Genomic DNA, 24,674 nt, shown 5'->3' on the forward strand with positions numbered 1-24,674 from the left:
GTGGCCGGTGCGCCCGAGCAACTGACGCTGGAACTCGACGGGTGGGAGGGGCCGCTCGACCTGCTGCTGGCGCTGGCGCGGACGCAGAAGGTCGATCTGCGCCGCATCTCGATCGTCGCGCTGGTCGAGCAATATCTGCGCTGGATCGATCGCGCCGCCGCGCTCCGGCTGGAACTCGCCGCCGATTTTCTCGTGATGGCGGCGTGGCTGGCCTATCTCAAGTCGGCGCTGCTGCTGCCGCGCGAGCCGGAGATGGACCCCGATCCCGAGGAACTGGCGCTGCGCCTGCAACTGCGGCTCGAACGGCTCGATGCGATGCGCGAGGCGGGGGCGCGGCTGATGGCGCGCGACCGGATGGGCCGTGATGTATTTCCGCGCGGCAGCCCCGAAGGATTGCGCACCACCCGGCACAGCCGCTGGCAGGCCGAACTCTATGACGTGATCGCCGCCTATGGCCGGATCAGCGCGCGGTGCCGCCCGGTGCTGCACGTCGTCGCGACGCGCCCCGTAATGACGCTGGAGGTCGCGATCGGCCGGGTCGAGGCGCTGCTCGGCACCCGGATCGACTGGGCGGCGTTGCAGGAATTCCTGCCCGACGCCGCCGACGAACGCTATCGCCGCTCGGCGCTCGCCTCGACCTTCCTCGCCGCGCTCGAACTGGCGCGGCAGGGGCGGGTGGCGCTGCGGCAGGACGTGCCGTTCGGGCCGATCGACGTGCGGCGGATCGCATGACCGACCCCTTCGTCCGCGCGGTGGAGGCGGTGCTGTTCGCCAGCGACACGCCGCTCACCCCGGCGATGATCGCCGACCATGTCGGGCCGGGCGACGTCCGCGCCGCGCTACGCCAGATCGAGGCGGCCTGTGCCGGACGCGGCTTCGAGCTGGTCCGCCGCGGCGAGCACTGGCATTTCCAGACCGCGCGCGACCTCGCCCACCTGCTGCGCCGCGAACGCGAGGAACCCCGCCGCCTGTCGCGTGCTGCGATCGAGACGCTGGCGATCGTCGCCTATCACGAACCCGTGACCCGCGCCGACATCGAATCGATCCGCGGGGTACAGATCGCCAAGGGCACGATCGACGTGCTGCTCGCCACCGGCTGGGTCCGTCCGGCGGGGCGGCGTGAGGTGCCGGGGCGGCCGCTGCTCTATGCCACCACGGCGGCGTTCCTCGATCATTTCGGCCTGTCGAGCCGCCGCGATCTGCCCGGTATCGACGACCTGCGCGCCGCGGGCCTGCTCGAACCAATTGCCGATGCGCTTGCAAGCGCGCTGGAAAGCGGCGGCGATAGCGACTAAGTGCACCGGACGATCGATTACGCTTGGAGTCTGGACGATGGGTGGTCTTAGCATTTGGCACTGGCTGATCGTCGGCGTCATCATCCTGTTGCTGTTCGGCAAGGGGCGTTTCTCCGACATGATGGGCGATGTCGCCAAGGGGCTGAAAAGCTTCAAGAAGGGCATGGCCGAGGACGACGATGTGCCGCCCGCCCGCCCGCGCGAACGGCTGGAGCAGCGCCCGCTCGACACCGGCTACGACCGTGATCCCGCCCCGCGCGAGCCGCTGCGCGCCGAACCGCCGCGGGACGACCGCCCGCACGGCGACCGCTGATCCGCCCCTGACGATGCCCGGCGCATGCTGATGCATGCGCCCGACCCCGAGCGCCGATGTTCGATATTGCCCCTACCGAATTGATGGTGGTCGCGTTCGTCGCGCTGCTCGTCATCGGCCCCAAGGATCTGCCCAAGGCGATGCGCGTCGTCGGCTATTGGGTCGGCAAGGCGCGCGGCGTCGCACGCCAGTTCCGCTCCGGCTTCGACACGATGGTGCGCGAGGCGGAACTGGCCGAGATGGAAAAGAAATGGGCCGAGGAAAACGCCCGCATCATGCGGGAGCATCCCGCCGATGCCGACGCGCCGCCCGCACCCGCGATGCATCCGGTCGATGCGCCGTCGCCCCCGCCGCCCGTCCATGATGCGCCGCCCGCCGAAGCTCCCGCCGCGGTGATGGTCGAGAAGCCCGAGGTCCGCGAAGCGCCGGGCGACACGCCGCCCGCCGCCGATGGCAAGGCCCTGTCATGAACGATATCGACGACAGCCAGGCTCCGCTGCTCGACCATCTGATCGAGCTGCGCCGTCGCCTGCTCTATTCGGTGGTGGCGATCGGCATCTGCTTCGCGCTATGCTTCTATTTTTCGGAGAAGATCCTGACCTTCCTCGTCCAGCCGCTGCTGGCGGCGGGGCAGAAGCGGGTGATCTTCACCCAGATTTTCGAGGCGTTCTTCGTCCAGATCAAGGTCGCGTTCTTCGCGGCGATGATGCTGGCCTTTCCGGTGATCGCCAACCAGTTGTGGCAGTTCGTGGCGCCGGGGCTGTACCGCAACGAGAAGCGGGCGCTGTTCCCGTTCCTGCTGGCGACGCCGATCCTGTTCATCTCGGGCGCGGCGCTGGCCTATTACGTGACCATCCCGGTCGCGCTGCATTTCCTGCTCGGCTATCAGGGCAATCTCGGCGGGGTGGCGCAGGAGGCGCTGCCGTCGGTCGAGAATTACCTGTCGTTCGTGATGCAGTTCCTGTTCGCCTTCGGCCTCGCGTTCCTGCTGCCGGTGCTGCTGATGCTGCTGGAGCTGGCCGGGATCGTGACGCGCAAGCAGCTGGTCGGCGCGCGGCGCTATGCGATCGTCGGGGCCTTCGCCATCGCGGCGGTCGCGACCCCGCCCGATATCGGGTCGCAGTTCCTGCTCGCGGTGCCGCTGATCCTGCTGTACGAGATCGCGCTGATCGCCATCTGGTTCACCGAGAAGCGGCGGAGCAAGCGCGATCCCGAAGCGGCCGAGGAAGAAGCCGCCTGACCCTATTCGAGCGGCAGGTATAGCTCGGCGACCGCTTCGCCCAGCGGTACGTCGGGATAGAAGCGCAGGCGGCGGCAATAGAGCGGGAAGTCGCGCAGCCGCTCCCCGCTCCGCGGCAGCCATTCGCGATAGAGGAACCGGGCCGGTTGCTCCAGATCACCGGCGTCGCCGGTGACGCGCAGCACCGCGCAGCGTCCGCCCGGAATGGTACCCGCCACCACTTCGCCGTCCGCCGGATCGATCGGGCGATCGGTCGCGGCGCACAGGTCGAGCCGATAGTCGGCGGGCGCCGTGGTCTGCGGATCGTCGTGGAACACGTTGTAGGTCGCGCTGATCGCCGGAGTCAGTCCGTTCGCGCGCCGCCATGCGATGAAGCGGCGGATGCTGTCGCCGATCCGCGCAGGGTCGCCCTGATGGCGCAGGATCGCGACCGGTACCGGATCGAACCGTTCGATCGTGACGGCGGCATTGGTATAGGGGGTGGACATCAACCTGCTCCTCGCTTCGTGGAACGGCCCGAAGGCCGCGTGCCATGCAGGCCAGTCCGGTGCGGTACGAAGTGCGCTTGGGCCGGCCCCCAGCCGATCGCGCAGCGCGCGCGACAGCGATTCCGGCGCATCATATCCGGCATCGAACGCGATGTCGGTGATCCGTACGTCGCGGCGATAGGCGAGCCGGTGCGCCGCCCGGTCGAGCCGGGCGAGCTGGACATAGCGATGGACCGGCATCCCCAGCACCGCCGTGAACTGACGATGGAAGTGATGGCGGGAGAAGGCCGCGATGCCGCTCAGCCGGTCGAGGTCGAGCGGCTCGTCCGGATGGCGGTCGATATGGTCGAGCACCCGGCGCAGGCGGTCGTGATAGCGGTCCTGCGTCGTCGTCACCGTCATGGCTCCCTGCGTGGCGTCCCCGGCAGTAGCGGCTTCGCGGGACGGCGGCCCGACCGATCTTGCGCAATGTCGCGAGGTAGCAAGAGCCCGACGACATGAAATCGATCCGTTAGTGCTGGGTAGGGGCTGAGCGAAGTCGAGGAGGATCAGGTGAACCATGCCCCGCATGGTTCAGGATCGTCCGGGGGACGATCCGACCTGATCCTTATCGAAGCACCTGGCGGCAGTCCTTCGATACGCCCCTTCGACAGGCTCGGTGGCTACTCAGCACGAACGGCTATGCCGGGAGTCATCCCGCTCCGAACGCAAGAAGGGCGGCCCGGACATGCCGGACCGCCCCTTGTCGGCATCTGCCGAAGCCGGTGGCTTACTTCGCGTCCTTCGCCGCGCCCGATACGGCGTTGCCCGCCGACGACACGTCGCGACCGACGCCTTCGACCGTGTTGCACGCGCTGATGACCAGTGCGCCCGCGACGACGGCCAGGCTGAGAATCTTGCGCATAACTTCCTCCGATGCTGCGGTGATCGCTTGGTGTCAGCAAAATGCCCGGTCGCCGCTTTCGTTCCGGGACGGAAACATCCGGCCTGCCAAAAGTAAGGCCCGCCGATCGGGGGGATCGGCGGGCCTGAAGGATATGGAAAACCAGAATGCGGGTCCGGTGGCGCTACCGGGGGGGGGAGGGGTTGACGCCGACCGGACCCTTTGTCGTGGATAGCGAGAGCGGGGGGGCTAAAGTCGCTATCCGCAAGTCATAACGGGGAAGGGGATGCTTGGTTCCGCGCCGTTTCCCGAAATATCCCGGTTTTTTTGGAAAACCGGTTTCGGGTCAGCTCGGATAGGTGCCGCAGCGCTTCGTCTGCCAAACGCCCTTGCGCCAGCACTTCGGATTGTCGAACTGATAGAGGCGCACCGGACGCAGATAGACCAGCGACCGCGAGAACTGCTGCTCGCCATAGGCGACCAGCGAGTTGCGCATCTTGCGCATGCGCAACTCAGCGAACTCACCCAGATAGCCGCGCGGCACGAAGATCGCTTCCTGCCCGATCTCGCCCGCCGCCTGGCAGAAGCCGAGCTGGGCCGAGACGGTCGAGAAGCTCGAATAGACGCGCGTCCCGAACTGGTCGAGCGCGGTCTGCCCCGCCTTCGCCGAACCGGCGGTGCGGACGAAATATTTGCCGAGCAGGTCGTAGCTCTTCTTGAGCTCGTCGGCATGGTCGAACAGCAGCGCGTTATAGTTGCCGAGGGTCAGCAGCGTCGGCTCGAACTGGCATTGCAGCGCGGCGACGTTCAGCCCGGCGCGCAGGTTCCACAGCACCGCCGCGCGCCGTTCCTCGGGCGTGGCGCCGGGCAGCGCCTGGGTCGCGACGCCGGGCTCGTCGCCCGTCACGCGCGGGCCGCTCATGTCATAGGGCTTCAGATAGAATTGCGCCGACGCGGGGCTCGCCGCTGCGGCGAAGGTGGCGGCGACCGCCACGGCAAGGGTACGCACTACGCTCATCTCATCCTCTCAGGCGCGCGGGGAGGGGGCGCCGTTGCAAGTCGTGATGGGTACGGATTTTTCGCACGCACCCCAAGCCGATTCTGCAACGGCTGTCCACGTTTCGCCGCACGTCGCCGTAACGACCGTACGCCCGTGTGCGGCGGATACGAAAAAGGCCGCCCGGTCGCCCGGACGGCCCTTCGTGCAATCGCCGAAAACGGCAGATTACATGGCGTTGGTCATGCCCATGTCGTTCGACATCATGGTGTCGTTCGACATCATCGTGTCGTTCGACATCATCATGGTGTCGTTGCCCATGGCACCGTCGACGGCGGTCATGTTGTCGGTCATCGTGCCGTCCATCATGTCGGTCGAGTTCAGGTCGGTGATGGTGGCGTTGTCGGCGGTGGTTTCGGTCTTGCCGCCGCAAGCCGACAGGGCCAGCGCCGCGCCGGCGACGATCGAACCCGTCAGGATCTTCGAGAATGCACGCATGGTAAGCTCCCTAAGCTATGGAGTAGGCGGCGTTGTTTTGCGCCGTTAATACCCAATCCGCGCTGGACATTAGTCGAACGGTCCCCCGCCCTCAAGCCTCGTTTTTCGTGCCCGAGGACAGTCGTTCGAGGAAGTCGGGGAGACGCACGGCCAGCGCAAGGTCGAACGCTTCGGCGGCGATTGGTTTCCCCAGCATCGCGGCGCTCGTCACCGGAAATTCCGCGATGCCGCACGGCACGATCCCGCCGAAATGCGACAGGTCGGGGGCCAGGTTGACCGAAAATCCGTGCAGCGTGACCCAGCGCCGCACCCGTACGCCGATCGCGCCGATCTTCGCCTCGGTGCCGCCGTCGGCGGTCCAGATGCCGATGCGGTCGGGCACGGCATAGGCGTGGATGCCGAAATCGCCGAGCGTGTCGATCACCCACGATTCGACCGCATGGACGAAGCGCCGCACGTCGCGCCCGCGCCGCGACAGGTCGAGCATCAGATAGCCGATCCGCTGTCCGGGGCCGTGATAGGTATAGCGCCCGCCGCGCCCGGCGGCATGGACCGGAAAGCGCGGGTCGAGCAGTTCGGCCGGATCGGCGCTGGTACCCGCGGTGTAGAGCGGGGGATGTTCGAGCAGCCAGATCAGCTCGCCCGCCCGCCCGTCGGCGATGGCGCCCGCGCGCGCCTCCATGGTGGCCAGCGCATGGGGGTAATCCACCTGCGCGGTTTCTGCATGCCAGGCGATCGGCGCGGCGGGGGTGGACGATGCGGTCGGTTCAGTAATCATTTTCATTCGCGCGGACGTGGGGGTAGAGCGTCCCATCGGACAAACGGGGAGCGAGCGCAACGATGGTCAGTATCGGCACGGTCTGGGACAAGACGGTGGACTTCGTCCGCGATCACGGTCGCACGGTGGTGCCGGTGGTGCTGGCGACGCAGTTCGCGCCGACGCTCGTGTCCAACAGCCTCGCGCCGCTGCGCATCGGCGCGGGCGCGGGGACGTCGGCGGGGCTGGGGCTGGTATCGCTGCTGACCACGCTGGTCGCGCTGTGGGGTGCGCTGTATCTGGTCGGCTATGCCGCGCAGCCGACCCGCGCGGAATCGGCGGCGGAGGCGCGTGCGATCGCCACCGGGCGCTTCCTGCCGCTGATCGGCGTATCGCTGGTGCTGCTGATCGGGGTTTCGGTGCTGGCGATCCCGGGCGTCGCCCTCGCGCTGCGCAGCGGGATCGATCCGGTCGCACTGTCGAACGGCGTGTCGGCGACGCCGGAGCAACTGGCCGCCCTCGGCCCCGCGATCCTGTATTTCGCCCTGCTCGGCATCGTGCTGCTGTGGCTGTTCGCCCGGCTGCTGCCGCTCAACGCCGTGGTGGCGCAGGAGCGGCGCGGGATCGGGGCGATCGGGCGGGCGTTCGCGCTGACCCGCGGCATGGCGCTGAAGCTCGTCGGGCTGCTGCTGCTCTACGGCATCGTCACGGGCGTGGCGGTGCTGGCGGTGCAATCGGTGCTGGGCGTGGTGTTCGGCCTGATCCTCGGGCCGCCGACCAGCTTCGGCGCGAGCGCGATCGTCGTCGCGGCGGGCGTCGCGGCGGTCAGCGCGGCGCTGGCGCTGTACCAGAGCGTGTTCGTGGGCAAGCTGTATCGCAGCATCGTCGGCGAGCGGGACGAGGCATCCGTCTTCGCATGAGGATCGACATCGCCGCCGCGTGCCGCCGGGCGATCGGTATCTGGCGGCGCGACCGCGACACGATCGTCGCGGTCGCGGGCGTGTTCTTCTTCCTGCCCAATCTGGCGATGGGGCTGTTCATGGCGCCGGACGCCGCTGCTGCCCAGGGTGCGCCGGGCGACCAGCAGGCGTTCCTCGCCGCCTTGCAGCGCTATGTCGCGGACAACATGCACTGGCTGGCGTTGCAGGCGGTCGCGGAGATCGTCGGCGTCGCCGTGCTGCTGTTCCTGCTGCTCGATCCGGCGCGGCCGACGGTGGGCGAGGCGCTGCGCGCGACCTTCGCACGGCTGCCGGTGCTGCTGGCCGCGGTGCTCCTCGTCAGCGCCGCCAAGCTGGTCGGGGCGCTGCTGTTCCTGCTGCCGATGCTCTATGTCATCGGGCGGGTGTTCGTCGTGCTGCCGGTGTTCGTCGCCGAGCGCGAGCGGCGGTTCGGCGACGCGATGAGCCGCGCGCTGGCGCTGACCGACGGGCAGGTGATCCCGCTGCTGGCGCTGTCGGCACTGCTCTATTTCGGGGGGCAGTTCGTCGCGCTGCTGCTGAGCGCCACCGCCGGCGCCGTGTCGGCCGGTGGCGGCAATCCGGTGACGCATGCGATGCTGGCGGCGGCGGTCGCGGCGGTCGGCGCGGCGATGTCGATCGCCTTCACCCTCGTCCGCGCGACCGTCTATCAGGGACTGGCCAGCAAGGGATAATGCGGCGCGGCGTCGGCGGGCAGGATGCCGGTGGCGCGCGGATCGGCGAAGGTCTCGATCGTGCGCTGGTAGGGCACGAACCCCGAGGCGCGGTAGAAGCCGAGCGCGCGGGGGTGGTCTAGCGTGCAGGTGTGCACCCATACCCGCGTGACGCCCGGCCGCCATGCCAGCGCCAGCGCATGCGCCATCAGCCAGCGGCCATGGCCCTGTCCCGCCAGTTCGGGGATCAGCCCGACATAGGACAGCTCGCATTCGCCCGCCCGGCGGTCGTCGAGTTCGAGCATGCCGACCTCCAGCCCCGCGCGATCCGCCACCGCCCAGATGCGCACGCCCGGATCATGGACGATCGCCGCCAGCGCATCGTCCGCCATGACCAGGCGCGAGAACCACAGCCACGGCCCGCCCACCCGGCGGAACAGCGCGCGGTAACGCTCGATCGCCGGCGCCTCCCACCGCACGAGCCGGAGCGGCGAGGGCGGCATCGGTGCGGGCCGGGGCCGCTGCCGCATTTCGAGGGAGGTGACGATCGTCGCGACCTCATCGGGCTTCACCGGGAGCAGCGCCACGGCGTCAGTTCCACGTCGCGAGCGGGGGCAGGCTCATCAGGATCGCATCGATATTGCCGCCGGTCTTGAGCCCGAACAGCGTGCCGCGATCATAGACGAGATTGAATTCGGCATAGCGTCCGCGCCACTCCAGTTGCCGCGCGCGATCGGCATCGTCGAACGGCGTCGCCATGCGCCGTCGCACCAGTTCGGGGAAGATGCGCAGGAACGCCTCGCCGACATCACGGGTGAAGGCGAAGTCGGCATCCCAGTCGTTCGAGAGATGATCGTAGAAGATGCCGCCGACGCCGCGATGGACCCGCCGGTGCGGGATGTAGAAATAGTCGTCGGCCCATGCCTTGAACCGGGGGTAATGCGCCGGATCATGCGCGTCGCACGCCGCCTGCATCGCGACGTGGAAGTCCCTGGTATCCTCCGGATAGGGGATCGGCGGGTTGAGGTCCGCGCCGCCGCCGAACCAGCGTTTGGTGGTGCACAGGAAGCGCGTGTTCATATGCACCGCGGGCACATGCGGATTGGCCATGTGCGCGACTAGGCTGATGCCGGTCGCGAAGAAGCGGGGGTCTTCGGCCGCGCCGTGGATCGACTTGGCGAATTCGCCCTCGAAGCTGCCGCCGACCGTCGAGACATTGACCCCGACCTTCTCGAACACCTGCCCCTGCATCACCCCGCGCACCCCGCCGCCGCCGGGCGCGCCGGACGGATCGGTGCGGTCCCACGGGGTATAGGCGAAGGCGGCGTCGGACCCGGCCTCGCGCTCGATCCCCTCGAACGCGGCGCAGATCCGATCGCGCAGGGATTCAAACCAGTTGCGGGCGGCGGCTTGCTGTTCGTCGAGCGGTGGCATGGCGCGCGCTTTGCGGCGGCGGGGGGCAGGGGTCAATGGGGCGGATCGTCCTACCCTCGGGCGGGTGCGACCGGCACGATCATCGGCCCGTCCGGCCCCGCGCCGAACCACGCGCGCACGCCGAACACCGTTGCGAGATGTTCGGGCGTCAGCACCGCCGCCGGAGCACCGTCCGCCACCAGTCGTCCGTGATCGAGCAGCAGCAGCCGGTCGCACAGCCGCGCCGCCAGCCCCAGGTCGTGGAGCACGGCGATCACCAGCGCGCCGCCGTCCGCCTCGGCGCGCAGCAGCGACGCGACCTCGATCCGGTGGCGCGGGTCGAGGGCGGCGAGCGGCTCGTCGACGACCAGCGCCGACGCCCCCTGCGCCAGCGCGCGGGCGAGCAGCACCCGCGCGCGCTCGCCGCCCGACAGCGTGGTCGCGTCGCGTGTCCTGAGGTCTTCGACCGCCACCCGCGCCATTGCCGCATCGATCGCCGTCCGGTCCGCGTCACCGAGCCTGGAGAAGGGGGCAAGGTGCGGCAACCTCCCCAGCGCGACGACCCGCTCGACCGCCAGCGGCCAGTGCAGCACCTGCCCCTGCGGCAGATAGGCGACGGCGCGCGCGATCGCGGCGGGGGGCAGGGCGGCGATCGGCTGACCGTCGATCGTCACGCTGCCGGTGCCGCGCACCAGCCCGGTCAGCGCGCGGGCGAGCGTCGATTTGCCCGCGCCGTTGGGGCCGACGATGCCGACGAAACTGCCGGGCGCGAAGGTCGCCGACACCTCGCGGAGCGCCACCTGTCGCCCGAGCGTTACCGACAGCGCATGACAGGCGATCGTCACCATTGCCGCCGTTCCCGCATCAGATGGATCAGGAACACCGGCACGCCGAGCAGCGCGGTGACGACGCCCAGCTTCAACTCGGTCGGCGTCGGGATCAGGCGTACCGCCGTGTCGGCCAGCGTCAGCAGCGCGGCGCCGGCCAGCGCCGAGGGCAGCAACGTCGCCGAGGGCGAGCGGTCGGTGAAGGGCCTGACGAAATGCGGCACGATCAGCCCGACGAAGCCGATCGCTCCCGATACCGCCACCGCCCCGCCGACTCCGATCGCGACGCCCAGCAGCAGGCGCAGCCGGACCCGCGCCAGATCGACGCCCAGCGCCCGCGCGCCGTCCTCGCCGAGGCTCAGCGCATCGAGCGCGCGCCCGTCCCACAGCAGCAGCGCGGCACCGACCGCGACGCAGGGCAGTGCGATCCAGACGTGCCGCAGCGAGCGGTCCTCCAGCGATCCGAGCAGCCATGTCGCGATCTCCATCGCCGCGAACGGATTGGGCGACAGGTTGAGCGCAAGGCTGATCCCCGCGCCCGCCAGCATCGACACCGCGATCCCCGCAAGGATCAGCGTCAGCGCGCTCTCCCCCCGTCCGGCCAGCACGAACAGCAGCACCAGCGCGACGACCGCGCCGAGGATCGCCAGCAGCGGCAGCGCGAGCGGCTGTGTGGCGGCGAACCCGAAATACAGCGCGACGACCGCCCCCAGCGCCGCACCGTTCGACGCGCCGAGCACCGACGGTTCGGCCAGCGGATTGCGCAGATACCCCTGCAACGCCGCCCCGCCGATCCCGAGCATGCCGCCCACCAGCAGCGCGACCAGCGTGCGCGGCAGGCGGAGCTGGAACACGATGGTGGCCGCGATCGGGTCGTGGCCGCTCGCAGCCGCAAGGAAGCGACCGATGCCCAGCGGAACCGGCCCGATGCAGAGCGATGCGGCGGCGGCAAGAATGCAGCCGAGCAACAGGACGAACCGCATCAGATCCTCCCCGGCACGGGGAGGGGGACCAGCCGCAGGCTGGTGGAGGGGGCTATCCCCGATCGCAACCGTCGTGGCGCAGGACACCCCCCTCCACCACCGCTTCGCGGCGGTCCCCAGCATCGGGCCGGATCGTCCCCCGGACGATCCTCGACCATGCGGGGCATGGTCGACCCGATGCTCCCTGCCGGGGAGGATCGGGGGGTTGCGCCCGCAACACATTCGCCCCCAATGGCGCGATGCGTTCCGCCCTGCTGCCGCTCCTCCTCGCCGCCTGCACACCTGCGGCTATCGCCCCGCCGCGCCACGATCCCCCGCGCCGGATCGTCTCGCTGAACCTGTGCGCCGATCAGCAGTTGCTGGCGCTCGCCGATGATGCGCAGATCGCCGGGCTGACCCGCCTGTCGCGCGATCCGGCGATGTCGGCGGGGGCGCGGCGCGCCGCCCGCCTGCCGGTGATGGATGCGAGCGCCGAGGATCTGCTCGCGCTGCAACCCGATCTCGTGCTGACCGATGCCGGGTTTCCGGCCCCGGCGCTCGCCGCGCTGCCGCAAGCGGCGTTCCGCACGGTGCCGCTCGGCTGGGTCGCGCGCTACGACGACATCGTCGCGCAGTTGCGGCAGGTGGGCGATGCGGTCGGCCACCGCGACCGCGCCGAGGCGCTGGTCGTGCGGATGGACCGCGCGCTGGCAACGATCGACAAGGCGGCGGGCAAGGGCCGGATCGCCGCCGATTACCAGCGGCGCGGCTTCCTGACCGGCAGCGGCACGCTGGTCGACGAACTGATGGGGCGGGTTGGCCTCGTCAACCTCGCCACCCAGTTGGGCAAGCCCGCACTGTCGCAACTGGCGCTGGAGGAGATGGTCGCCGCGCACCCCGACCTGATCCTGCGCAGCGAAAGCGCGCAGGTGGTGGATCGGGGGACCGAACTGCTTGCCCATCCCGCGATTGCCGGGGTCGCCCGCGCCGACCTGCCGCAGGCGTGGACGGTGTGCGGCGGCCCGGCCTATGTCCTCGCCGCCGAACGGCTGGCCCGTACGCTGGCGCGTCGGGGCTGATCGGCGGCGGGGCGACACCGCGTCAGAACCCGGCGCGGATGCCGGCATAGGCACCCCGGCCCGGCGCGCGATAGGTGAACACCTCCTCGTATTTGGCCGCGAAGATATTCTCGACGCGGGCAAAGGCGGTCAGCCGGTCGGCGATCCGGGCATCGGCGGCAAGGTTCACCAGCACATAATCGTCCAGACGCACGCGCGGCCCCAAGGGCAGGTTGGTGAAGTTCGAATCGAACGTCTTGCCGTTATAGCGCGCAGTCAGCGTCGCGCCGAAACCGTCGTCCGCTGCCCGCCACGTCAGGTTCGCCGATCCGATGTGCGGCGGGCGGCGCACTTCCTCCGCCCCCGCCTCGACCGCGTCGAGATAGGTATAGGCGAGGTCGGCGACGAAGCCTGCGCCCAGCGGCGCATGGGCGAAGGCCTCGATCCCGCGCTGGCGCGAGCGGGTGGCGCGGTTGGCCGGGGAGACGACGAAGCTGGGCGAGAAGGTCGAATAGATCTCGTCGCGCAGGACCGAGCGGAACAGCGTCGCACCGACGCGCACGCCGGGGGCGGGGGTCAGGTCGATGCCGCCCTCGATCCCTTCCGACTTTTCCGGCTTCAGGTTCGGATTGCCGATGAAGCTGCGCGGATCGAAGCCGAACAGTTCGTAGTTGGTCGGGTTCTTGATCCCCGATCCCGCCGCCGTGCGCACGCGGATCAGCGGCGACAGCGCATAGCTGCCGCGCACCCGCCATGTCGTCGCATCCTCGAACCGGTTGTTCAGGTCGCGGCGGATCGACGCGCCGAACCCGGCTTTGTCGCCGACGCGCAGGTCGTACTCGCCGACGATGCCGGTGTTGTCGGTGCTGCGCCCGAGATTGGCGGGGGAGGGCGCGAAGACGGCGACCGAGCGGAAACGCTCGCGCTCGAAATCGGCGGCGAGGGTGAAGGCGTGGGTCAGCGTGCCGTCGACGAGGCGATAGGTCGAATCATACGCCGCCTTGAACCGCTCGCCGCGATTGTCGGAGGTCAGGTCGCCCGCGGTACGGCTGTTGCGGTGCGTGTCGTTCAGCTGCACGGTCGCCGCCTGCGTCCACGCGCCGTCGAACAGGTCGAGTTCGGCACGACCGAGGCCGAGGAAGCTGCGCGAGGTCGTCGTGTCGTCGCCGTCCACCACGAAGCCGTAGGTCGGCGAGGTGAAGTCGAAGTCCTGCGGGTTGGTATCCGCCTGCAACCGCGCATAGCGCCCGGTCGCGAACAGGCGGAGATTGGGGGCGAGTGCATAGGCCAGCTTGCCCGCGAACTGGCGGTTGTCCGCGCCCAGGTTACGATCGCCAATGCCGCGCCGCGCGGAGGGCGTGCCGCCGGTGCTGTTGAACGCGCCCGACACGACATAATCCAGCCCGCCGGTAACGCCGCCCAGCCGGGCCGCGCCGCCGACGGTATCGAAGGTGCCGCCCTCGATCCGGCCGCGCACGCCCGGTGCGTCCGCCCCGTTGGCGGTGATGTAATGCACCACGCCGCCGATCGCGTCCGAGCCATAGGTCGCCGACTGCTGGCCGCGCAGCACCTCGATCCGGGCCACGTCGTCGGCGATCAGCGTCGCGAAGTCGAACTCGCCGAGGAACGGGTCGGACGCCTCGATCCCGTCGATCAGGACCAGCGTGTGGTTCGCCTCCGTCCCGCGCAGGCGCAGCTGGGTGAAGCCGCCGACCCCGCCCGAGCGGCTGACCGACACGCCCGGCACGTCGCGCAGGATGTCGGAGACGACCCGCGTCTGGCGGTTCTCCAGCGTCTGCGCGTCGAGCAGCGTATAGGACGAGCCGAGCAGGTCGGCGGGTGTGCCGTCCAGCGCGCGGGTGCCGGTGACGATGATCGGATCGGTCGCGTCGTCGGCGGCCTCGCCCGGCAGCGCCTGGGCAAAGGCGGAGGAGCCGGCGAGCAGCGCGGCAAGGGTAAGCGTGGTCTTCAACATGCGTGTTCCCCGGGGTGCGGACAGGAGCGCGACGGGCGGGGAACGGGCGGCCAGGCCCGGACAGGAAAGCACGGCTCCGGCGGCACCCCCGCGCGTGGAAACCGGCGACTCCCCCGCATGCGGCCCCGCCGCATCGAGTTTCGTCGCTCCACACGGAGAACCGGCCCCGGTCTCCGCTGGACCTCGGGCAGAAGCGACCACGCGCCGGCAGGTCTCCTGGCTCGCGGGTCGTCGCAATCGCGCTCCCACCTTCCCGGTTTCCCAGTGGCTGCCGTGTCGGATGTCCGACCGGCGTGGAGGCGTGCTCACCGCTTACAGTTGCAGGGACAGCCGCGGCATTGGGGATGAGAGCCCCGCACCGCATTCCCGTTTCAAGCCCCGAAGGGCACCGGCGTGCCACGATCCGCCGACATGGCCGCCGGATCGCCGCGCGCCTCTAGCCGGGCGGTGCCTGCGTGGCAAGCATCAGGCTGGAAGCGCATGAGGTAATCGGTGTCATTCCGACAGGCGATCACCGTTCGGCAGAATGCTTCACGATCGCATAGTGAAAGGCCGTACCATCTATCGGAACGATATATTCCGGGCACGCAACGCCGCGGATTTCCGCGGTCTGGCGTGACCGGCGCTTTTCCGGGCGAAAAACGGGTCGACGCGATCGATGCCGCACAGTAGGACGATTGCAGACCGTTTCGCATCGCAGGACCGGGGCTGGCCGTCGGGCCATTGATACCGGTTACCAAGGGAGAGAATCATGTTCGACCGCACCTATTACGCCACGCATCCCGACATGATGGAATGCGTGTCCAACGAGGAACTGCGCGACCGCTATCTGATCGACGGCCTGTTCCGCACCGGCGAATGCGTGCTGAACTACACCCATGCCGACCGGTTCGTGATCGGCGGCGTCGCGGTGGGCGACACGCCGGTCAAGCTGCCCGCGCAGACCGAGCCGAAGTCGGCGGAGGGACATCCCTTCCTCGAACGTCGCGAGATGGCGGTGGTGAACGTCGGCGAGGCCGAGGGCACCGTGACCGTCGACGGCGAGGTGTTCACGCTCGGCAACAAGGACTGCGTCTACGTCACCATGGGCGCGACCGACGTCGAGTTCGGCGGCGCGGGTGCGCGTTTCTACATCGCGTCGTGCCCGGCGCATAAGGGCTTCCAGACCCGCAAGCTCGGCATTGCCGACGCCAACGCGCTCGACCGCGGCAGCCTCGAGGAATCGAACGAGCGGACGATCTACCAGCTCGTCATTCCCGGCGTGTGCGATTCGGCGCAGCTGGTGATGGGCCTGACCGTGCTGAAGCCCGGCAGCGTGTGGAACACCATGCCCCCGCACATCCACGAGCGCCGCAGCGAGATCTATTTCTACTTCGAGCTGCCGACCGACAACGACAAGGTGTTCCATTACATGGGCGAGGGCGAGGCGATGCGCCACATCGTCATGGGCAACGAGGAAGCGGTGATCTCGCCGCCGTGGTCGGTCCACATGGGGTCGGGCACCCGCGCCTACGCCTTCATCTGGGCGATGGCGGGCGAGAACCAGGACTATACCGACATGAACGTCCTCGACATCTGCCAGCTGGCCTGAGGGACGCGATCATGACCAATCCCTTCGACCTTTCGGGCCGCGTCGCGGCGATCACCGGGGCCAATACCGGCATCGGGCAGGCGATCGCGCTGGCGCTCGCCGCCGCCGGGGCCGATGTCGCGCTGATCGGGCGCACGCCCGCGACCGACACGGCGGACAAGGCGCGTGCGCTGGGCCGCCGGGCGGAGATCGTCTCCGCCGACCTGTCGACCATCGCCCCGGTCGAAGGGGTGGTCCGCCAGACGATCGACACGCTCGGCGGGCTCGACATCCTCGTCAACAATGCGGGCATCATCCGCCGTGCCGACAGCCTCGACTTCACCGAGGAAGACTGGGACGCGGTGATCGACACCAACCTGAAGTCGGTGTTCTTCCTGACGCAGGCCGCCGGGCGGCACATGGTGGCCCAGGGGCGGGGCAAGGTCATCAACATCGCCTCGATGCTGACCTTCCAGGGCGGCGTGCGCGTGCCGAGCTATACCGCGTCCAAATCGGGCATCGGCGGCCTTACCAGGCTGCTGGCCAATGAATGGGCGGCCAAGGGGGTGAACGTCAACGCGATCGCGCCGGGCTATATCGCCACCAACAACACCGCCGCGTTGCAGGCGGACGAAACGCGCAACCGCCAGATCCTCGAACGTATCCCGGCGGGCCGCTGGGGCGATGCGAGCGATCTGGGCGGGGCGGCGATATTCCTTGCCTCGACCGCTTCGGACTATGTAAACGGCCATGTCCTTGCGGTCGATGGGGGGTGGCTCGCACGATGATCCTGTGTTTCGGCGAACTGCTGCTGCGCATGACCGCGCCGGGGCGCGAACTGGTGATGCAGAGCCCGCGCTTCGACGTGTATGTCGGCGGGGCCGAAGCCAATGTTGCGGTCGGGCTCGCCAATCTCGGCCATGCCGCGGCGATGGCCAGCGTGGTTCCCGACAGTCCGCTGGGGCGCGGCGCCGTGTCGGCATTGCGCGCGCAGGGGGTGGACTGTTCGCGCGTCGCCGTTCGTGACGGCCGGATGGGACTGTATTTCCTGAGCGCCGGGGCAGGCTTGCGCGCATCGGACATCGTGTACGACCGCGCAGGGTCCAGCTTCGCGACCGCGCCTGCGTCCACCTGGGACTGGGACGCGCTGCTGGACGGCTGCACCCGGCTGCACCTGTCGGGCATCACCCCGGCGCTGGGGCATGAGACCGCGAATGCCGCGATCGCCGCTGCCGAGGCGGCGCGGGCGAAGGGGCTGACCGTCTCGTTCGACGGCAACTATCGCGCCCGGCTGTGGGAGGCGTGGGACAGCGATCCCCGAGCGGTGCTGACGCGGCTGGTCGGCATGGCGGACCTGTTGTTCGGCAATCACCGCGACGTGTCGCTGCTGCTGGCCAAGCCCTTTTCGGGCGATGGCGAGGACCGGCGGCGCGAGGCGGCGGAAGCGGCGTTCGCCGCCTTCCCGAACCTGAAGCACATCGCCTCGACCGCGCGCCATGTCGATGACGCCGATCGCAACCGCCTGTCGGCGCGGATCGATACGCCCACCGGCGCGGTCCAGACGCAGGAAGTCGCGGTGTCGGGCATCGTCGATCGCATCGGCGGCGGCGATGCCTTTGCCAGCGGCGTGCTCCACGCGCTGATGTCGGGGCGGGACGCGGCGACGGCGGCAAGCTGGGGCCTCGCGGTCGCGGCGCTCAAGCATTCGCTGCCGGGCGACGCCAGCCTGTTCCGTCAGGCCGATATCGACGCCTTCCTGGGCGGCGGGCTCGACGTTCGCCGCTGACCGCTGCGCACCGAGCCTTGCGTCCGAAAGGATGAGGAGCCAAGGAACGGCGGTTGGGGGGACCACGTTTCTGTGGCGATGCGAGACGAGTTGAGCGATAGCGGCAACGCGGGCGGCGCGGCGATCGGCGACGAACGCCGGATCGCGCACGAGATCGCCGGGACCGGCGGCGGGACCGACCCGTTCGTCGCCGCCGTGCGTGCCACGCGCATGCCGATGATCATCACCGACCCGCGGCAGGACGACAATCCGGTCGTGTTCGCCAACGACGCCTTCTGCCGCCTGACCGGCTATACTCGCGACGAGATCATCGGGCGCAACTGCCGCTTCCTTCAGGGTGAGGATACCGATTCCGCGACGGTCGCGCGCATCCGCGACGCGGTGGCCCGGCGCGAATCGATCGAGATCGAAATCCGCAACTATCGCCGCGACGGTACGCCGTTCTGGAACCGGCTGCTGCTGGCCCCGGTGCCCGATGCGGACGGGCAGCTCGCCTATTTCTTCGCCAGCCAGATGGATGTGACGCTGGAGCGCGAGCGGGTGGAGGGACTGGAGACCAGCAACGCCGCGCTGATGGCCGAACTGGCCGGGCGGTTCCGCGAACAGGAGGAGCGCGAGCGCGAGATGCACTTCGCGCTGGAGGCGGGGCGGTTCGGCACCTGGTCGCTCGAGCGCGAGACGTGCCGGCTCCGCACCTCCGACATCTGTCGCGTCAACTGCGGCTTTCCGGCGGACTATCCCCCGTCGCATGCCGAAATCCTCGCGATCGTCCATGATGACGACCGCGCCGACCTGCTCGCCGCGATCGAGCGCAGCTTCGCGGGCGAGCCGTTCGAGAACGAGGTGCGCATCCGCACCGCCGCGGGCGACCGGCGCTGGATCGCCAGCCGCGGCCAGCCGACCTGCGACGATGCCGGGCGCGTGGTCCGGCTGGCGGGGGTGTCGATCGACGTCACCGATTACAAGCGCCTTGAGCAGATGCGCGCGGCGATGGCCGACCTCAACGACACGCTGCGCCTGCTCGACGACCCGGTCGAGATGAGCGTCGCCGCATCGCAGATCATCGGTCAGGCACTGGGGGTCGACCGCGTCGGCTATGGCCTCGTCGATCGCGCGGCGGAGACGATCGTGATCGAGCGCGACTGGAACGCGCCGGGCGTCACCACGATCGCGGGGACGCTCCATTTCCGCGACTACGGCAGCTATATCGACGATCTGAAGCGCGGCGAGACCGCGATCGTCGCCGACGCGCGCACCGACCCGCGCACCGCCGATACCGCGGCGCAGCTGGAGGCGATCAACGCCCGCGCGTTCATCAACATGCCGCTGACCGAACATGGCGGACTGGTCGCGCTGCTCTATGCCAATCACGGCGAGGCGCGCGCGTGGCGCGACGACGAGGTGGCGTTCATGCGTGAGGTGGCCGAACGCACCCGCGCCGCAACCGAGCGCCGCCGCGCCGAACGCGAGCTGGAGGCGCTGGCCGCGTCGCTGGAGGAGCAGGTCGCCGATCGCACCAACGCGCTGGTGACGGCGCAGGACGCGCTGCGCCAGAGCCAGAAGATGGAGGCGATCGGTCAGCTGACCGGCGGTGTCGCGCACGATTTCAACAATCTGCTGACGATCGTGCGCTCCTCGGTCGACCTGCTGCGCCAGCCTTCGCTGACCGACGCGCGGCGCGAACGCTATCTCTCCGCGATCAGCGACACCGTCGATCGCGCCGCGAGGCTGACCGGGCAGCTGCTGGCCTTCGCCCGGCGATCGGCGTTGCAGCCGAGCGTCTTCGACGCGAACGCCGCCATCGCCGCGCTGGGGGATATCGTCCGCACGCTGGCCGGATCGCGCATCGTGGTGGAGGTGCGGCCATGCGCCGGGCCTGCCTTCGTCGATGTCGATCCGAACCAGTTCGATACCGCCATCGTCAACATGGCGGCCAACGCCCGCGACGCGATGCAGGGCGAGGGGCGGCTGACCATCACCGTCGCGCAGGTGGACGGCATCCCCGCCAGCGGCCATGCGCCCGCGCAGGCCGGGCGGCATATCGCCGTCGCCATCGCCGACACCGGATCGGGCATCGCCGACGATCTGGTCGGCCGCATCTTCGAGCCCTTCTTCACGACCAAGGGGCTGGGCAAGGGCACCGGGCTGGGGCTGAGCCAGGTGTTCGGCTTCGCCAAACAGTCGGGCGGCGAGGTGCGGGTCCGGGGGACGCCGGGCGACACCGTCTTCACCCTGTATCTGCCGCAGGCCGATGCCCCCGCCGCTGCCGCGCCGACGCCGCGCGCCGAGCCGGACGATCTCGCCGGGCTGGGCCTGCGCGTGCTGGTGGTCGAGGACAATGCCGCCGTCGGCCACACTACGGCGCAGGCACTGGAGCAGCACGGCTTCCTGCCGACCCATGTCGTCGACGGACAGGCCGCGCTGGAGGTGATCGCCGCCGGGGCGGACCGGTTCGACATCGTGTTTTCCGACGTGGTGATGCCGCGCGTCGACGGGCTGGAACTCGCCGCCCGGCTGCGCGCCGACCATCCCCGGCTGCCGGTGCTGCTGACCAGCGGCTACAGCGACGTGATCGCCCGGCAAGGGACGCGCGGGTTCGAGCTGCTGCACAAACCCTATACCATCGCGCAGCTGACCGCGGCGCTGCGCCGGATCGCGGGGCGTTGAACGGGCAGACCGCCGCCCCGGCGCGCAGGCTGGTGGCGCTGTATACGCTGGCCTATTGCGGGCTGTTCGTCGCGTTCATGCCGTTCGTCAGCATCCTGTTGCAGGTGAAGGTCGCGGCGATCGACCCCGCCAACCGCGTGACGCTGCTGGGGCAGGTGGTCCTGTTCGGCGTGTTCGTCGCCAGCATCGCCAATATCGCGGCGGGCTGGCTGAGCGACGTGCAGCGCCGTCGCAGCGGCAGCCGGCGCCCGACGATCGCGATCGGGCTGGCGGGCCTTGCGATCGCCTTTGCCGCGATCCACCGCGCGACCACCCCGTTGGCCCTGCTGGCTGCGGTCGGTTTCTGGCAGGTCGCGCTGAACCTGATGTTCGCGCCGATGGTCGCGGTGCTGGCCGATGAGGTGCCCGATGCCGCCAGGGGGCAGGTGAGCGGGCTGCTCGGCATCTCGCATCCGGTGGGGGTGCTGTCGGCGTCGTTCGTCACCCTGCCGCTGTTCGCCGGGGAAGCGGCGCGCTTTGCCGCCAATGTCGGTCTGGCGGCGGCGATGATCCTGCCGTTCGTGCTGTTCGCGCGCGAGCAGGCGCTGGGCGACGCTGCGCCCCCGTCCGCAGCGCAGCCGGTTCGCCGGACGATCGGGCGTGGCGACCTGATCCGCGCATGGTGCGCGCGCCTCGCGATGCAGGCGGCGGGCAACGGCATGACCGCCTATGCCTTTTTCCATTTCGCCGATCGCTGGCAGGGCGGCGGCGACGCGGCGGGGCCGGTCGCCCGCGCCATGGCGGTGGTGACGGGCGTGGCGGTGGTGATGACGATCCTTGCCGGGCGCTGGTCGGACCGGATCGGCGGGCGGCGGCCGTTCCTGGGACTCGCGACGCTGCTCGTCGCGGGCGGACTGAGCGCGATGGCGCTGGCGGGATCGTTCGTCGGCGTCGCGATCGGCTATGGCATCGCGACCGTGGGGCTGTCGGTGTTCCTCGCGCTGCATACCGCGCTGGCGATGCAGTTGCTGCCGTCCCCCGCCACGCGCGGGCGCGATCTGGGGGTGTTGAACCTCACCAACACGCTGCCCGGCTGCCTGCCGCCGCTGCTCGCCGCGGTATTGCCGCCGGGAGTCGGGCTGGGGGTGATCTTCGCCGCGCTCGCCGCCGTCGCGGTGGCGGGCGGGATCGCCGCGCTGGCGATCCGGGCGGAGCGGTAGGGCGCAACCTGCCTGGGTCGACCAAGGCCGTATCCCCGCGGAGGCGGGGAGCCAGGGCAGCAGATGACGACGTTCGCGGCTCCGGGCTACCGCCTGCGCGGGAGCACGGTTTCGCCTGAGTGTTTAGCGGATCGCGATCAGCGACTTGGTGAACGGCCCCACCTTCTCGCGCTCGATCCGGGCGTCGGGGAAGAGTTCGGCCATCTGCCGCGCGCTCAGCAGGTGGATGTCCTGCACCTCGCGCATCGCCTGGTCGTAGCTCGACGCCTCGATGAAGCCGCGCCGCTTGCGCAGCACCATCGCCGCGCGCACCGGTTCGGGGAACCAGTGCAGGAACAGGCTGCGGTAATGGGGTTCATAGGGGAACCACAGATTGGGCGTCTGCACGAAATAGCGCGGGGCGAGCCGCCGCACCTCGCGCGCCATCGCCTGCATCTCGACCCATTGGCCGACATGTTCGATCACGCTGTTGGAATGGACGATGTCGAAGCTGTTGTCGGCATAGCCCGCCATGTCGAGCGCGCTGCCGTAGCGCGAATGATAGGGCGGATCGTCGCGATCGGTGATGTCGATGTTCACGATCGTCAGGTGCAGCGGCAGATCCTGCCACAGCGGGCGCATGTCCTGCCAGTAATCCGGCCAGCCGCCCATATCGAGCACGCGCACCACCGACCGGGTCCTGGCCAGTTCCTCCAGCATCCCGCGGAACATGCGGAAGCGGTTCAGGCGATAGCGCGGGCTGACGTTGATGAACGGCCTGGCCGCTTCTACGGGTGGTTGGGGTTCGCTCACGATTCGCTCCGCTGCCGCCCGGCCCCCTGCCGGACGCTGCGGGGATAGCCGATCGTTCCGCCCCTGTCAGGCGGAACGATCGGCCCGGTCCATTACTGGCAGGCGAGGCACTCGTCGTAATCGGTGCTCTCGCCCAGATCGAACTTGGCGAGTTCGGAGGTATTGTCCGCCTCCACGCCGCCCGCGAACCCGGCGCGCTGCACCGACTTCGACCGCAGGTAGTAGAGCGACTTGATGCCCAGCTCCCATGCGCGGAAGTGGAGCATCAGCAGGTCCCACTTCTCGACATCCGCCGGGATGAACAGGTTCAGCGACTGCGCCTGATCGATGAACGGTGCCCGGTCGCCCGCCATTTCCAGCAGCCAGCGCTGATCGATCTCGAAGCTGGTCTTGAACGTGTCCTTCTCCTCCTGGGTCAGGAAGTCGAGGTGCTGCACCGAACCGCCGCGTTCGAGGATGGTGTTCCACACCGCGTCGCTGTTCTTCGCCTTCGCGATCAGCAGCTTTTCGAGATAGGGGTTCTTCACCGACCACGAACCCGACAGCGTCTTGTGGGTATAGATGTTCGCCGGGATCGGTTCGATGCAGGCGCTGGTCCCGCCGCAGATGATGCTGATCGATGCGGTCGGCGCGATCGCCATCTTGCAGCTGAACCGTTCCATCACGCCCATGTCGGCGGCGTCGGGGCAGGGACCGCGCTCGACCGCCAGCTGCATCGACGCTTCGTTCACCTGGGTGTTGATGTGCTTGAAGATGCGCAGGTTCCACGCCTTGGCCATCGCCCCCTCGAACGGCAGCCCGCGCGCCTGCAGGAAGGAGTGGAAGCCCATGACGCCGAGGCCCACCGAGCGCTCCCGCTCCGCCGAATAGCGGGCCCGCGCCATCTCGTCGGGTGCGCGATCGATATAGTCGGTCAGCACATTGTCGAGGAAGCGCATCACATCCTCGATGAAGCGCTTGTCGCCGTTCCACTGGTCCCACGTCTCGAGGTTGAGCGAGGAGAGGCAGCACACGGCGGTGCGATCGTTGCCGAGGTGATCCTTGCCCGTCGGCAGCGTGATCTCGCTGCACAGGTTCGAGGTCGATACCTTGAGGCCCAGGTCGCGATGATGCTTGGGCATCGTCGAGTTCACATGGTCGCTGAACACGATGTACGGCTCGCCGGTGGCGAGGCGGGTTTCGACCAGCTTCTGGAACAGCGAGCGCGCATCCACCTTGCCGCGGACCGATCCGTCCTTGGGGCTCTTCAGTTCCCATTCGGTGCCGTCGCGCACCGCCGCCATGAAGGCGTCGGGGATCAGCACGCCGTGGTGCAGGTTCAGCGCCTTGCGGTTGAAGTCGCCCGAGGGCTTGCGGATTTCGAGGAACTCCTCGATCTCGGGGTGGCTGATGTCGAGGTAGCACGCCGCCGACCCGCGCCGCAGCGAGCCTTGCGAGATGGCGAGCGTCAGCGAATCCATCACGCGGACGAACGGGATGATGCCGCTGGTCTTGCCGTTCAGGCCCACCGGCTCGCCGATGCCGCGGACGTTGCCCCAATAGGTGCCGATGCCGCCGCCGCGCGACGCCAGCCACACATTCTCGTTCCAGGTATCGACGATCCCCTCGAGGCTGTCGGGCACCGAGTTGAGATAGCAGCTGATCGGCAGCCCGCGCCCGGTGCCGCCGTTCGACAGCACCGGCGTCGCGGGCATGAACCACAGCTTGGAGATATAGTCGTACAGCCGCTGCGCATGCGCCGCATCGTCGGCATAGGCGGAGGCGACGCGGACGAACAGGTCCTGGTACGATTCGCCGGGCAGGAGATAGCGGTCCTTCAGCGTATCCTTGCCGAAATCGGTCAGCAGCGCGTCGCGCGAATGATCGACCTCCACCGCGTGGAGTTGCGCGTCGACGGTGCGGCTGGTGCGCTCGGGCACGGCGGCGGGGGCCGGATCGGCCAGTTGCAGTTCGTCCGCCTGGGGGTTCTGACTATCGGCGAAGGTCATCTTCCCGTTCCTCTTGTGTTCGTGGGGGCGCGCGGTCCCCGTTTGATCGGTGCGGGCAGTTCCCCGGCCAAGGGAACGTACCGCGACGAGCCGTCCGGTCCCGTGGCGCCGCAACGGCGCGGCATCGGGTCCGTTCGGACGAAATACCAGTTGTAGCGGCTGACCCGCCTTCGGCCCTACTAATTGTAGGAAACCGGCGGCGGCGCAAGCGGCTAAATATTTGTGCCGCGACGGAACCGGGGTCGGGACGCGGCCCCGATATCGCCCGACGCGCGGGCTTCCGCCATGTCCCGAAAATGCAAGAGCGCAATTGCGGTCGAAGAAAAAATACGTGTG

At 69.1% G+C, this 24,674-nt stretch carries 25 protein-coding genes and 1 riboswitch; of the genes, 13 read left to right on the top strand and 12 right to left on the bottom strand.

Features of this window, described 5'->3' with window-relative positions; genetic code table 11:
* The 5 genes from ABLE43_RS16020 to tatC are packed head-to-tail and all read left to right on the top strand — an operon-like array spanning position 1 to position 2,848.
* The gene (locus ABLE43_RS16020; protein ID WP_348979383.1) at positions 1 to 732 is read left to right on the top strand and encodes a segregation and condensation protein A; all 732 of its coding nucleotides are present in this window, start codon (positions 1 to 3) and stop codon (positions 730 to 732) included.
* On the top strand, positions 729 to 1,295 hold the full coding sequence (scpB, locus tag ABLE43_RS16025; protein ID WP_348979384.1) for an SMC-Scp complex subunit ScpB: 567 nt from the start codon (positions 729 to 731) through the stop codon (positions 1,293 to 1,295). Before ABLE43_RS16020 ends, scpB begins: the two co-directional genes overlap by 4 nt.
* A gap of 37 nt (positions 1,296 to 1,332) precedes the next feature.
* Positions 1,333 to 1,608, top strand: a complete 276-nt coding sequence (locus ABLE43_RS16030) for a twin-arginine translocase TatA/TatE family subunit (RefSeq protein WP_348979385.1) — start codon at positions 1,333 to 1,335, stop codon at positions 1,606 to 1,608.
* 56 nt (positions 1,609 to 1,664) lie between these two features.
* A complete protein-coding gene (gene tatB, locus ABLE43_RS16035) occupies positions 1,665 to 2,078 on the top strand; it encodes a Sec-independent protein translocase protein TatB (protein WP_348979386.1) in 414 nt (137 codons plus the stop codon).
* Positions 2,075 to 2,848, top strand: a complete 774-nt coding sequence (gene tatC, locus ABLE43_RS16040) for a twin-arginine translocase subunit TatC (RefSeq protein ID WP_348979387.1) — start codon at positions 2,075 to 2,077, stop codon at positions 2,846 to 2,848. Before tatB ends, tatC begins: the two co-directional genes overlap by 4 nt.
* Positions 2,849 to 2,850: 2 nt before the next feature.
* Here the strand turns inward: tatC and ABLE43_RS16045 are convergent, their stop codons facing one another.
* The 5 genes from ABLE43_RS16045 to lipB form a co-directional block, all read right to left on the bottom strand.
* A complete protein-coding gene (locus tag ABLE43_RS16045) occupies positions 2,851 to 3,732 on the bottom strand; it encodes an AraC family transcriptional regulator (protein ID WP_348979388.1) in 882 nt (293 codons plus the stop codon).
* Between the two features lie 373 nt (positions 3,733 to 4,105).
* Entirely contained in the window at positions 4,106 to 4,240 is a 135-nt protein-coding gene (locus ABLE43_RS16050) for an entericidin A/B family lipoprotein (RefSeq protein WP_348979389.1), read from the bottom strand.
* 325 nt (positions 4,241 to 4,565) lie between these two features.
* Positions 4,566 to 5,237 carry a hypothetical protein gene (locus ABLE43_RS16055; protein ID WP_348979390.1) on the bottom strand — a complete coding sequence of 224 codons (672 nt, stop codon included), beginning with the start codon at positions 5,235 to 5,237 and terminating at the stop codon, positions 4,566 to 4,568.
* 207 nt (positions 5,238 to 5,444) lie between these two features.
* Positions 5,445 to 5,714, bottom strand: coding sequence for a hypothetical protein (locus ABLE43_RS16060; RefSeq protein ID WP_348979391.1), 270 nt, complete (start codon positions 5,712 to 5,714; stop codon positions 5,445 to 5,447).
* Between the two features lie 91 nt (positions 5,715 to 5,805).
* Positions 5,806 to 6,492, bottom strand: coding sequence for a lipoyl(octanoyl) transferase LipB (gene lipB / locus ABLE43_RS16065; protein ID WP_348979392.1), 687 nt, complete (start codon positions 6,490 to 6,492; stop codon positions 5,806 to 5,808).
* A gap of 62 nt (positions 6,493 to 6,554) precedes the next feature.
* Between lipB and ABLE43_RS16070 the strand changes: the two genes are divergently transcribed.
* Together ABLE43_RS16070 and ABLE43_RS16075 are read left to right on the top strand one after the other, a co-directional pair.
* On the top strand, positions 6,555 to 7,391 hold the full coding sequence (locus ABLE43_RS16070) for a hypothetical protein (protein ID WP_348979393.1): 837 nt from the start codon (positions 6,555 to 6,557) through the stop codon (positions 7,389 to 7,391).
* Positions 7,388 to 8,122 (top strand): hypothetical protein, encoded by a 735-nt coding sequence (locus ABLE43_RS16075; protein WP_348979394.1) that lies wholly within the window; start codon positions 7,388 to 7,390, stop codon positions 8,120 to 8,122. The genes ABLE43_RS16070 and ABLE43_RS16075 overlap by 4 nt, the downstream gene beginning before the upstream one ends.
* On the opposite strand, the gene ABLE43_RS16080 is transcribed toward ABLE43_RS16075, so the two are convergent.
* Genes ABLE43_RS16080 through ABLE43_RS16095 form a run of 4 tightly spaced genes read right to left on the bottom strand, consistent with a single transcriptional unit; the run spans position 8,098 to position 11,324 of the window.
* Positions 8,098 to 8,688, bottom strand: a complete 591-nt coding sequence (locus tag ABLE43_RS16080) for a GNAT family N-acetyltransferase (protein WP_348979395.1) — start codon at positions 8,686 to 8,688, stop codon at positions 8,098 to 8,100. The two genes, ABLE43_RS16075 and ABLE43_RS16080, sit on opposite strands and share 25 nt — an antisense overlap.
* A gap of 4 nt (positions 8,689 to 8,692) precedes the next feature.
* Positions 8,693 to 9,535 carry an oxygen-dependent coproporphyrinogen oxidase gene (hemF, locus tag ABLE43_RS16085; RefSeq protein WP_348979396.1) on the bottom strand — a complete coding sequence of 281 codons (843 nt, stop codon included), beginning with the start codon at positions 9,533 to 9,535 and terminating at the stop codon, positions 8,693 to 8,695.
* A 50-nt stretch (positions 9,536 to 9,585) separates the two neighbouring features.
* On the bottom strand, positions 9,586 to 10,362 hold the full coding sequence (locus tag ABLE43_RS16090) for an ABC transporter ATP-binding protein (RefSeq protein ID WP_348979397.1): 777 nt from the start codon (positions 10,360 to 10,362) through the stop codon (positions 9,586 to 9,588).
* Positions 10,356 to 11,324, bottom strand: coding sequence for a FecCD family ABC transporter permease (locus ABLE43_RS16095; RefSeq protein WP_348979398.1), 969 nt, complete (start codon positions 11,322 to 11,324; stop codon positions 10,356 to 10,358). The genes ABLE43_RS16090 and ABLE43_RS16095 overlap by 7 nt, the downstream gene beginning before the upstream one ends.
* 239 nt (positions 11,325 to 11,563) lie before the next feature.
* On the opposite strand from ABLE43_RS16095, the gene ABLE43_RS16100 reads away from it, so the two are divergent.
* A complete protein-coding gene (locus tag ABLE43_RS16100) occupies positions 11,564 to 12,382 on the top strand; it encodes an ABC transporter substrate-binding protein (RefSeq protein WP_348979399.1) in 819 nt (272 codons plus the stop codon).
* Positions 12,383 to 12,404: 22 nt separating this feature from the next.
* On the opposite strand, the gene ABLE43_RS16105 is transcribed toward ABLE43_RS16100, so the two are convergent.
* Positions 12,405 to 14,336: a TonB-dependent receptor plug domain-containing protein gene (locus ABLE43_RS16105; protein ID WP_348979400.1), complete on the bottom strand. Its 1,932-nt coding sequence runs from the start codon at positions 14,334 to 14,336 to the stop codon at positions 12,405 to 12,407.
* Positions 14,337 to 14,525: 189 nt separating this feature from the next.
* Positions 14,526 to 14,744: riboswitch (cobalamin riboswitch) on the bottom strand.
* A 343-nt stretch (positions 14,745 to 15,087) separates the two neighbouring features.
* Between ABLE43_RS16105 and kduI the strand changes: the two genes are divergently transcribed.
* The 5 genes from kduI (at position 15,088) to ABLE43_RS16130 (ending at position 21,558) form a co-directional block, all read left to right on the top strand.
* Positions 15,088 to 15,927, top strand: coding sequence for a 5-dehydro-4-deoxy-D-glucuronate isomerase (gene kduI, locus ABLE43_RS16110; protein WP_348979401.1), 840 nt, complete (start codon positions 15,088 to 15,090; stop codon positions 15,925 to 15,927).
* A gap of 11 nt (positions 15,928 to 15,938) precedes the next feature.
* A complete protein-coding gene (gene kduD / locus ABLE43_RS16115; protein ID WP_348979402.1) occupies positions 15,939 to 16,694 on the top strand; it encodes a 2-dehydro-3-deoxy-D-gluconate 5-dehydrogenase KduD in 756 nt (251 codons plus the stop codon).
* The gene (locus ABLE43_RS16120) at positions 16,691 to 17,692 is read left to right on the top strand and encodes a sugar kinase (protein ID WP_348979403.1); all 1,002 of its coding nucleotides are present in this window, start codon (positions 16,691 to 16,693) and stop codon (positions 17,690 to 17,692) included. Before kduD ends, ABLE43_RS16120 begins: the two co-directional genes overlap by 4 nt.
* A 78-nt stretch (positions 17,693 to 17,770) precedes the next feature.
* Complete coding sequence (locus ABLE43_RS16125) at positions 17,771 to 20,359, top strand: PAS domain-containing protein (protein ID WP_348979422.1); 2,589 nt, start codon at positions 17,771 to 17,773, stop codon at positions 20,357 to 20,359.
* A complete protein-coding gene (locus ABLE43_RS16130; protein ID WP_348979404.1) occupies positions 20,356 to 21,558 on the top strand; it encodes an MFS transporter in 1,203 nt (400 codons plus the stop codon). The genes ABLE43_RS16125 and ABLE43_RS16130 overlap by 4 nt, the downstream gene beginning before the upstream one ends.
* 123 nt (positions 21,559 to 21,681) lie before the next feature.
* Here the strand turns inward: ABLE43_RS16130 and ABLE43_RS16135 are convergent, their stop codons facing one another.
* A complete protein-coding gene (locus ABLE43_RS16135; protein WP_348979405.1) occupies positions 21,682 to 22,350 on the bottom strand; it encodes a methyltransferase domain-containing protein in 669 nt (222 codons plus the stop codon).
* A gap of 92 nt (positions 22,351 to 22,442) precedes the next feature.
* Positions 22,443 to 24,338, bottom strand: coding sequence for a ribonucleoside-diphosphate reductase subunit alpha (locus tag ABLE43_RS16140; RefSeq protein ID WP_348979406.1), 1,896 nt, complete (start codon positions 24,336 to 24,338; stop codon positions 22,443 to 22,445).
* Positions 24,339 to 24,674: the final 336 nt, after the last annotated feature.

This window comes from Sphingomonas silueang (assembly GCF_040049155.1).
GTDB lineage: Bacteria > Pseudomonadota > Alphaproteobacteria > Sphingomonadales > Sphingomonadaceae > Sphingomonas > Sphingomonas silueang.

Excerpts from the sequence above, each read along its gene's own strand:
- scpB (WP_348979384.1), top strand. The coding sequence starts at position 729 with ATGACCGACCCCTTCGTCCGCGCGGTGGAGGCGGTGCTGTTCGCCAGC.
- ABLE43_RS16030 (WP_348979385.1), top strand. The coding sequence starts at position 1,333 with ATGGGTGGTCTTAGCATTTGGCACTGGCTGATCGTCGGCGTCATCATC.
- tatB (WP_348979386.1), top strand. The coding sequence starts at position 1,665 with ATGTTCGATATTGCCCCTACCGAATTGATGGTGGTCGCGTTCGTCGCG.
- tatC (WP_348979387.1), top strand. The coding sequence starts at position 2,075 with ATGAACGATATCGACGACAGCCAGGCTCCGCTGCTCGACCATCTGATC.
- ABLE43_RS16050 (WP_348979389.1), bottom strand. The coding sequence starts at position 4,240 with ATGCGCAAGATTCTCAGCCTGGCCGTCGTCGCGGGCGCACTGGTCATC.
- ABLE43_RS16055 (WP_348979390.1), bottom strand. The coding sequence starts at position 5,237 with ATGAGCGTAGTGCGTACCCTTGCCGTGGCGGTCGCCGCCACCTTCGCC.
- ABLE43_RS16060 (WP_348979391.1), bottom strand. The coding sequence starts at position 5,714 with ATGCGTGCATTCTCGAAGATCCTGACGGGTTCGATCGTCGCCGGCGCG.
- lipB (WP_348979392.1), bottom strand. The coding sequence starts at position 6,492 with ATGATTACTGAACCGACCGCATCGTCCACCCCCGCCGCGCCGATCGCC.
- ABLE43_RS16070 (WP_348979393.1), top strand. The coding sequence starts at position 6,555 with ATGGTCAGTATCGGCACGGTCTGGGACAAGACGGTGGACTTCGTCCGC.
- ABLE43_RS16075 (WP_348979394.1), top strand. The coding sequence starts at position 7,388 with ATGAGGATCGACATCGCCGCCGCGTGCCGCCGGGCGATCGGTATCTGG.
- hemF (WP_348979396.1), bottom strand. The coding sequence starts at position 9,535 with ATGCCACCGCTCGACGAACAGCAAGCCGCCGCCCGCAACTGGTTTGAA.
- ABLE43_RS16090 (WP_348979397.1), bottom strand. The coding sequence starts at position 10,362 with ATGGTGACGATCGCCTGTCATGCGCTGTCGGTAACGCTCGGGCGACAG.
- ABLE43_RS16095 (WP_348979398.1), bottom strand. The coding sequence starts at position 11,324 with ATGCGGTTCGTCCTGTTGCTCGGCTGCATTCTTGCCGCCGCCGCATCG.
- ABLE43_RS16100 (WP_348979399.1), top strand. The coding sequence starts at position 11,564 with ATGCGTTCCGCCCTGCTGCCGCTCCTCCTCGCCGCCTGCACACCTGCG.
- ABLE43_RS16105 (WP_348979400.1), bottom strand. The coding sequence starts at position 14,336 with ATGTTGAAGACCACGCTTACCCTTGCCGCGCTGCTCGCCGGCTCCTCC.
- kduI (WP_348979401.1), top strand. The coding sequence starts at position 15,088 with ATGTTCGACCGCACCTATTACGCCACGCATCCCGACATGATGGAATGC.
- kduD (WP_348979402.1), top strand. The coding sequence starts at position 15,939 with ATGACCAATCCCTTCGACCTTTCGGGCCGCGTCGCGGCGATCACCGGG.
- ABLE43_RS16120 (WP_348979403.1), top strand. The coding sequence starts at position 16,691 with ATGATCCTGTGTTTCGGCGAACTGCTGCTGCGCATGACCGCGCCGGGG.
- ABLE43_RS16125 (WP_348979422.1), top strand. The coding sequence starts at position 17,771 with ATGCGAGACGAGTTGAGCGATAGCGGCAACGCGGGCGGCGCGGCGATC.
- ABLE43_RS16140 (WP_348979406.1), bottom strand. The coding sequence starts at position 24,338 with ATGACCTTCGCCGATAGTCAGAACCCCCAGGCGGACGAACTGCAACTG.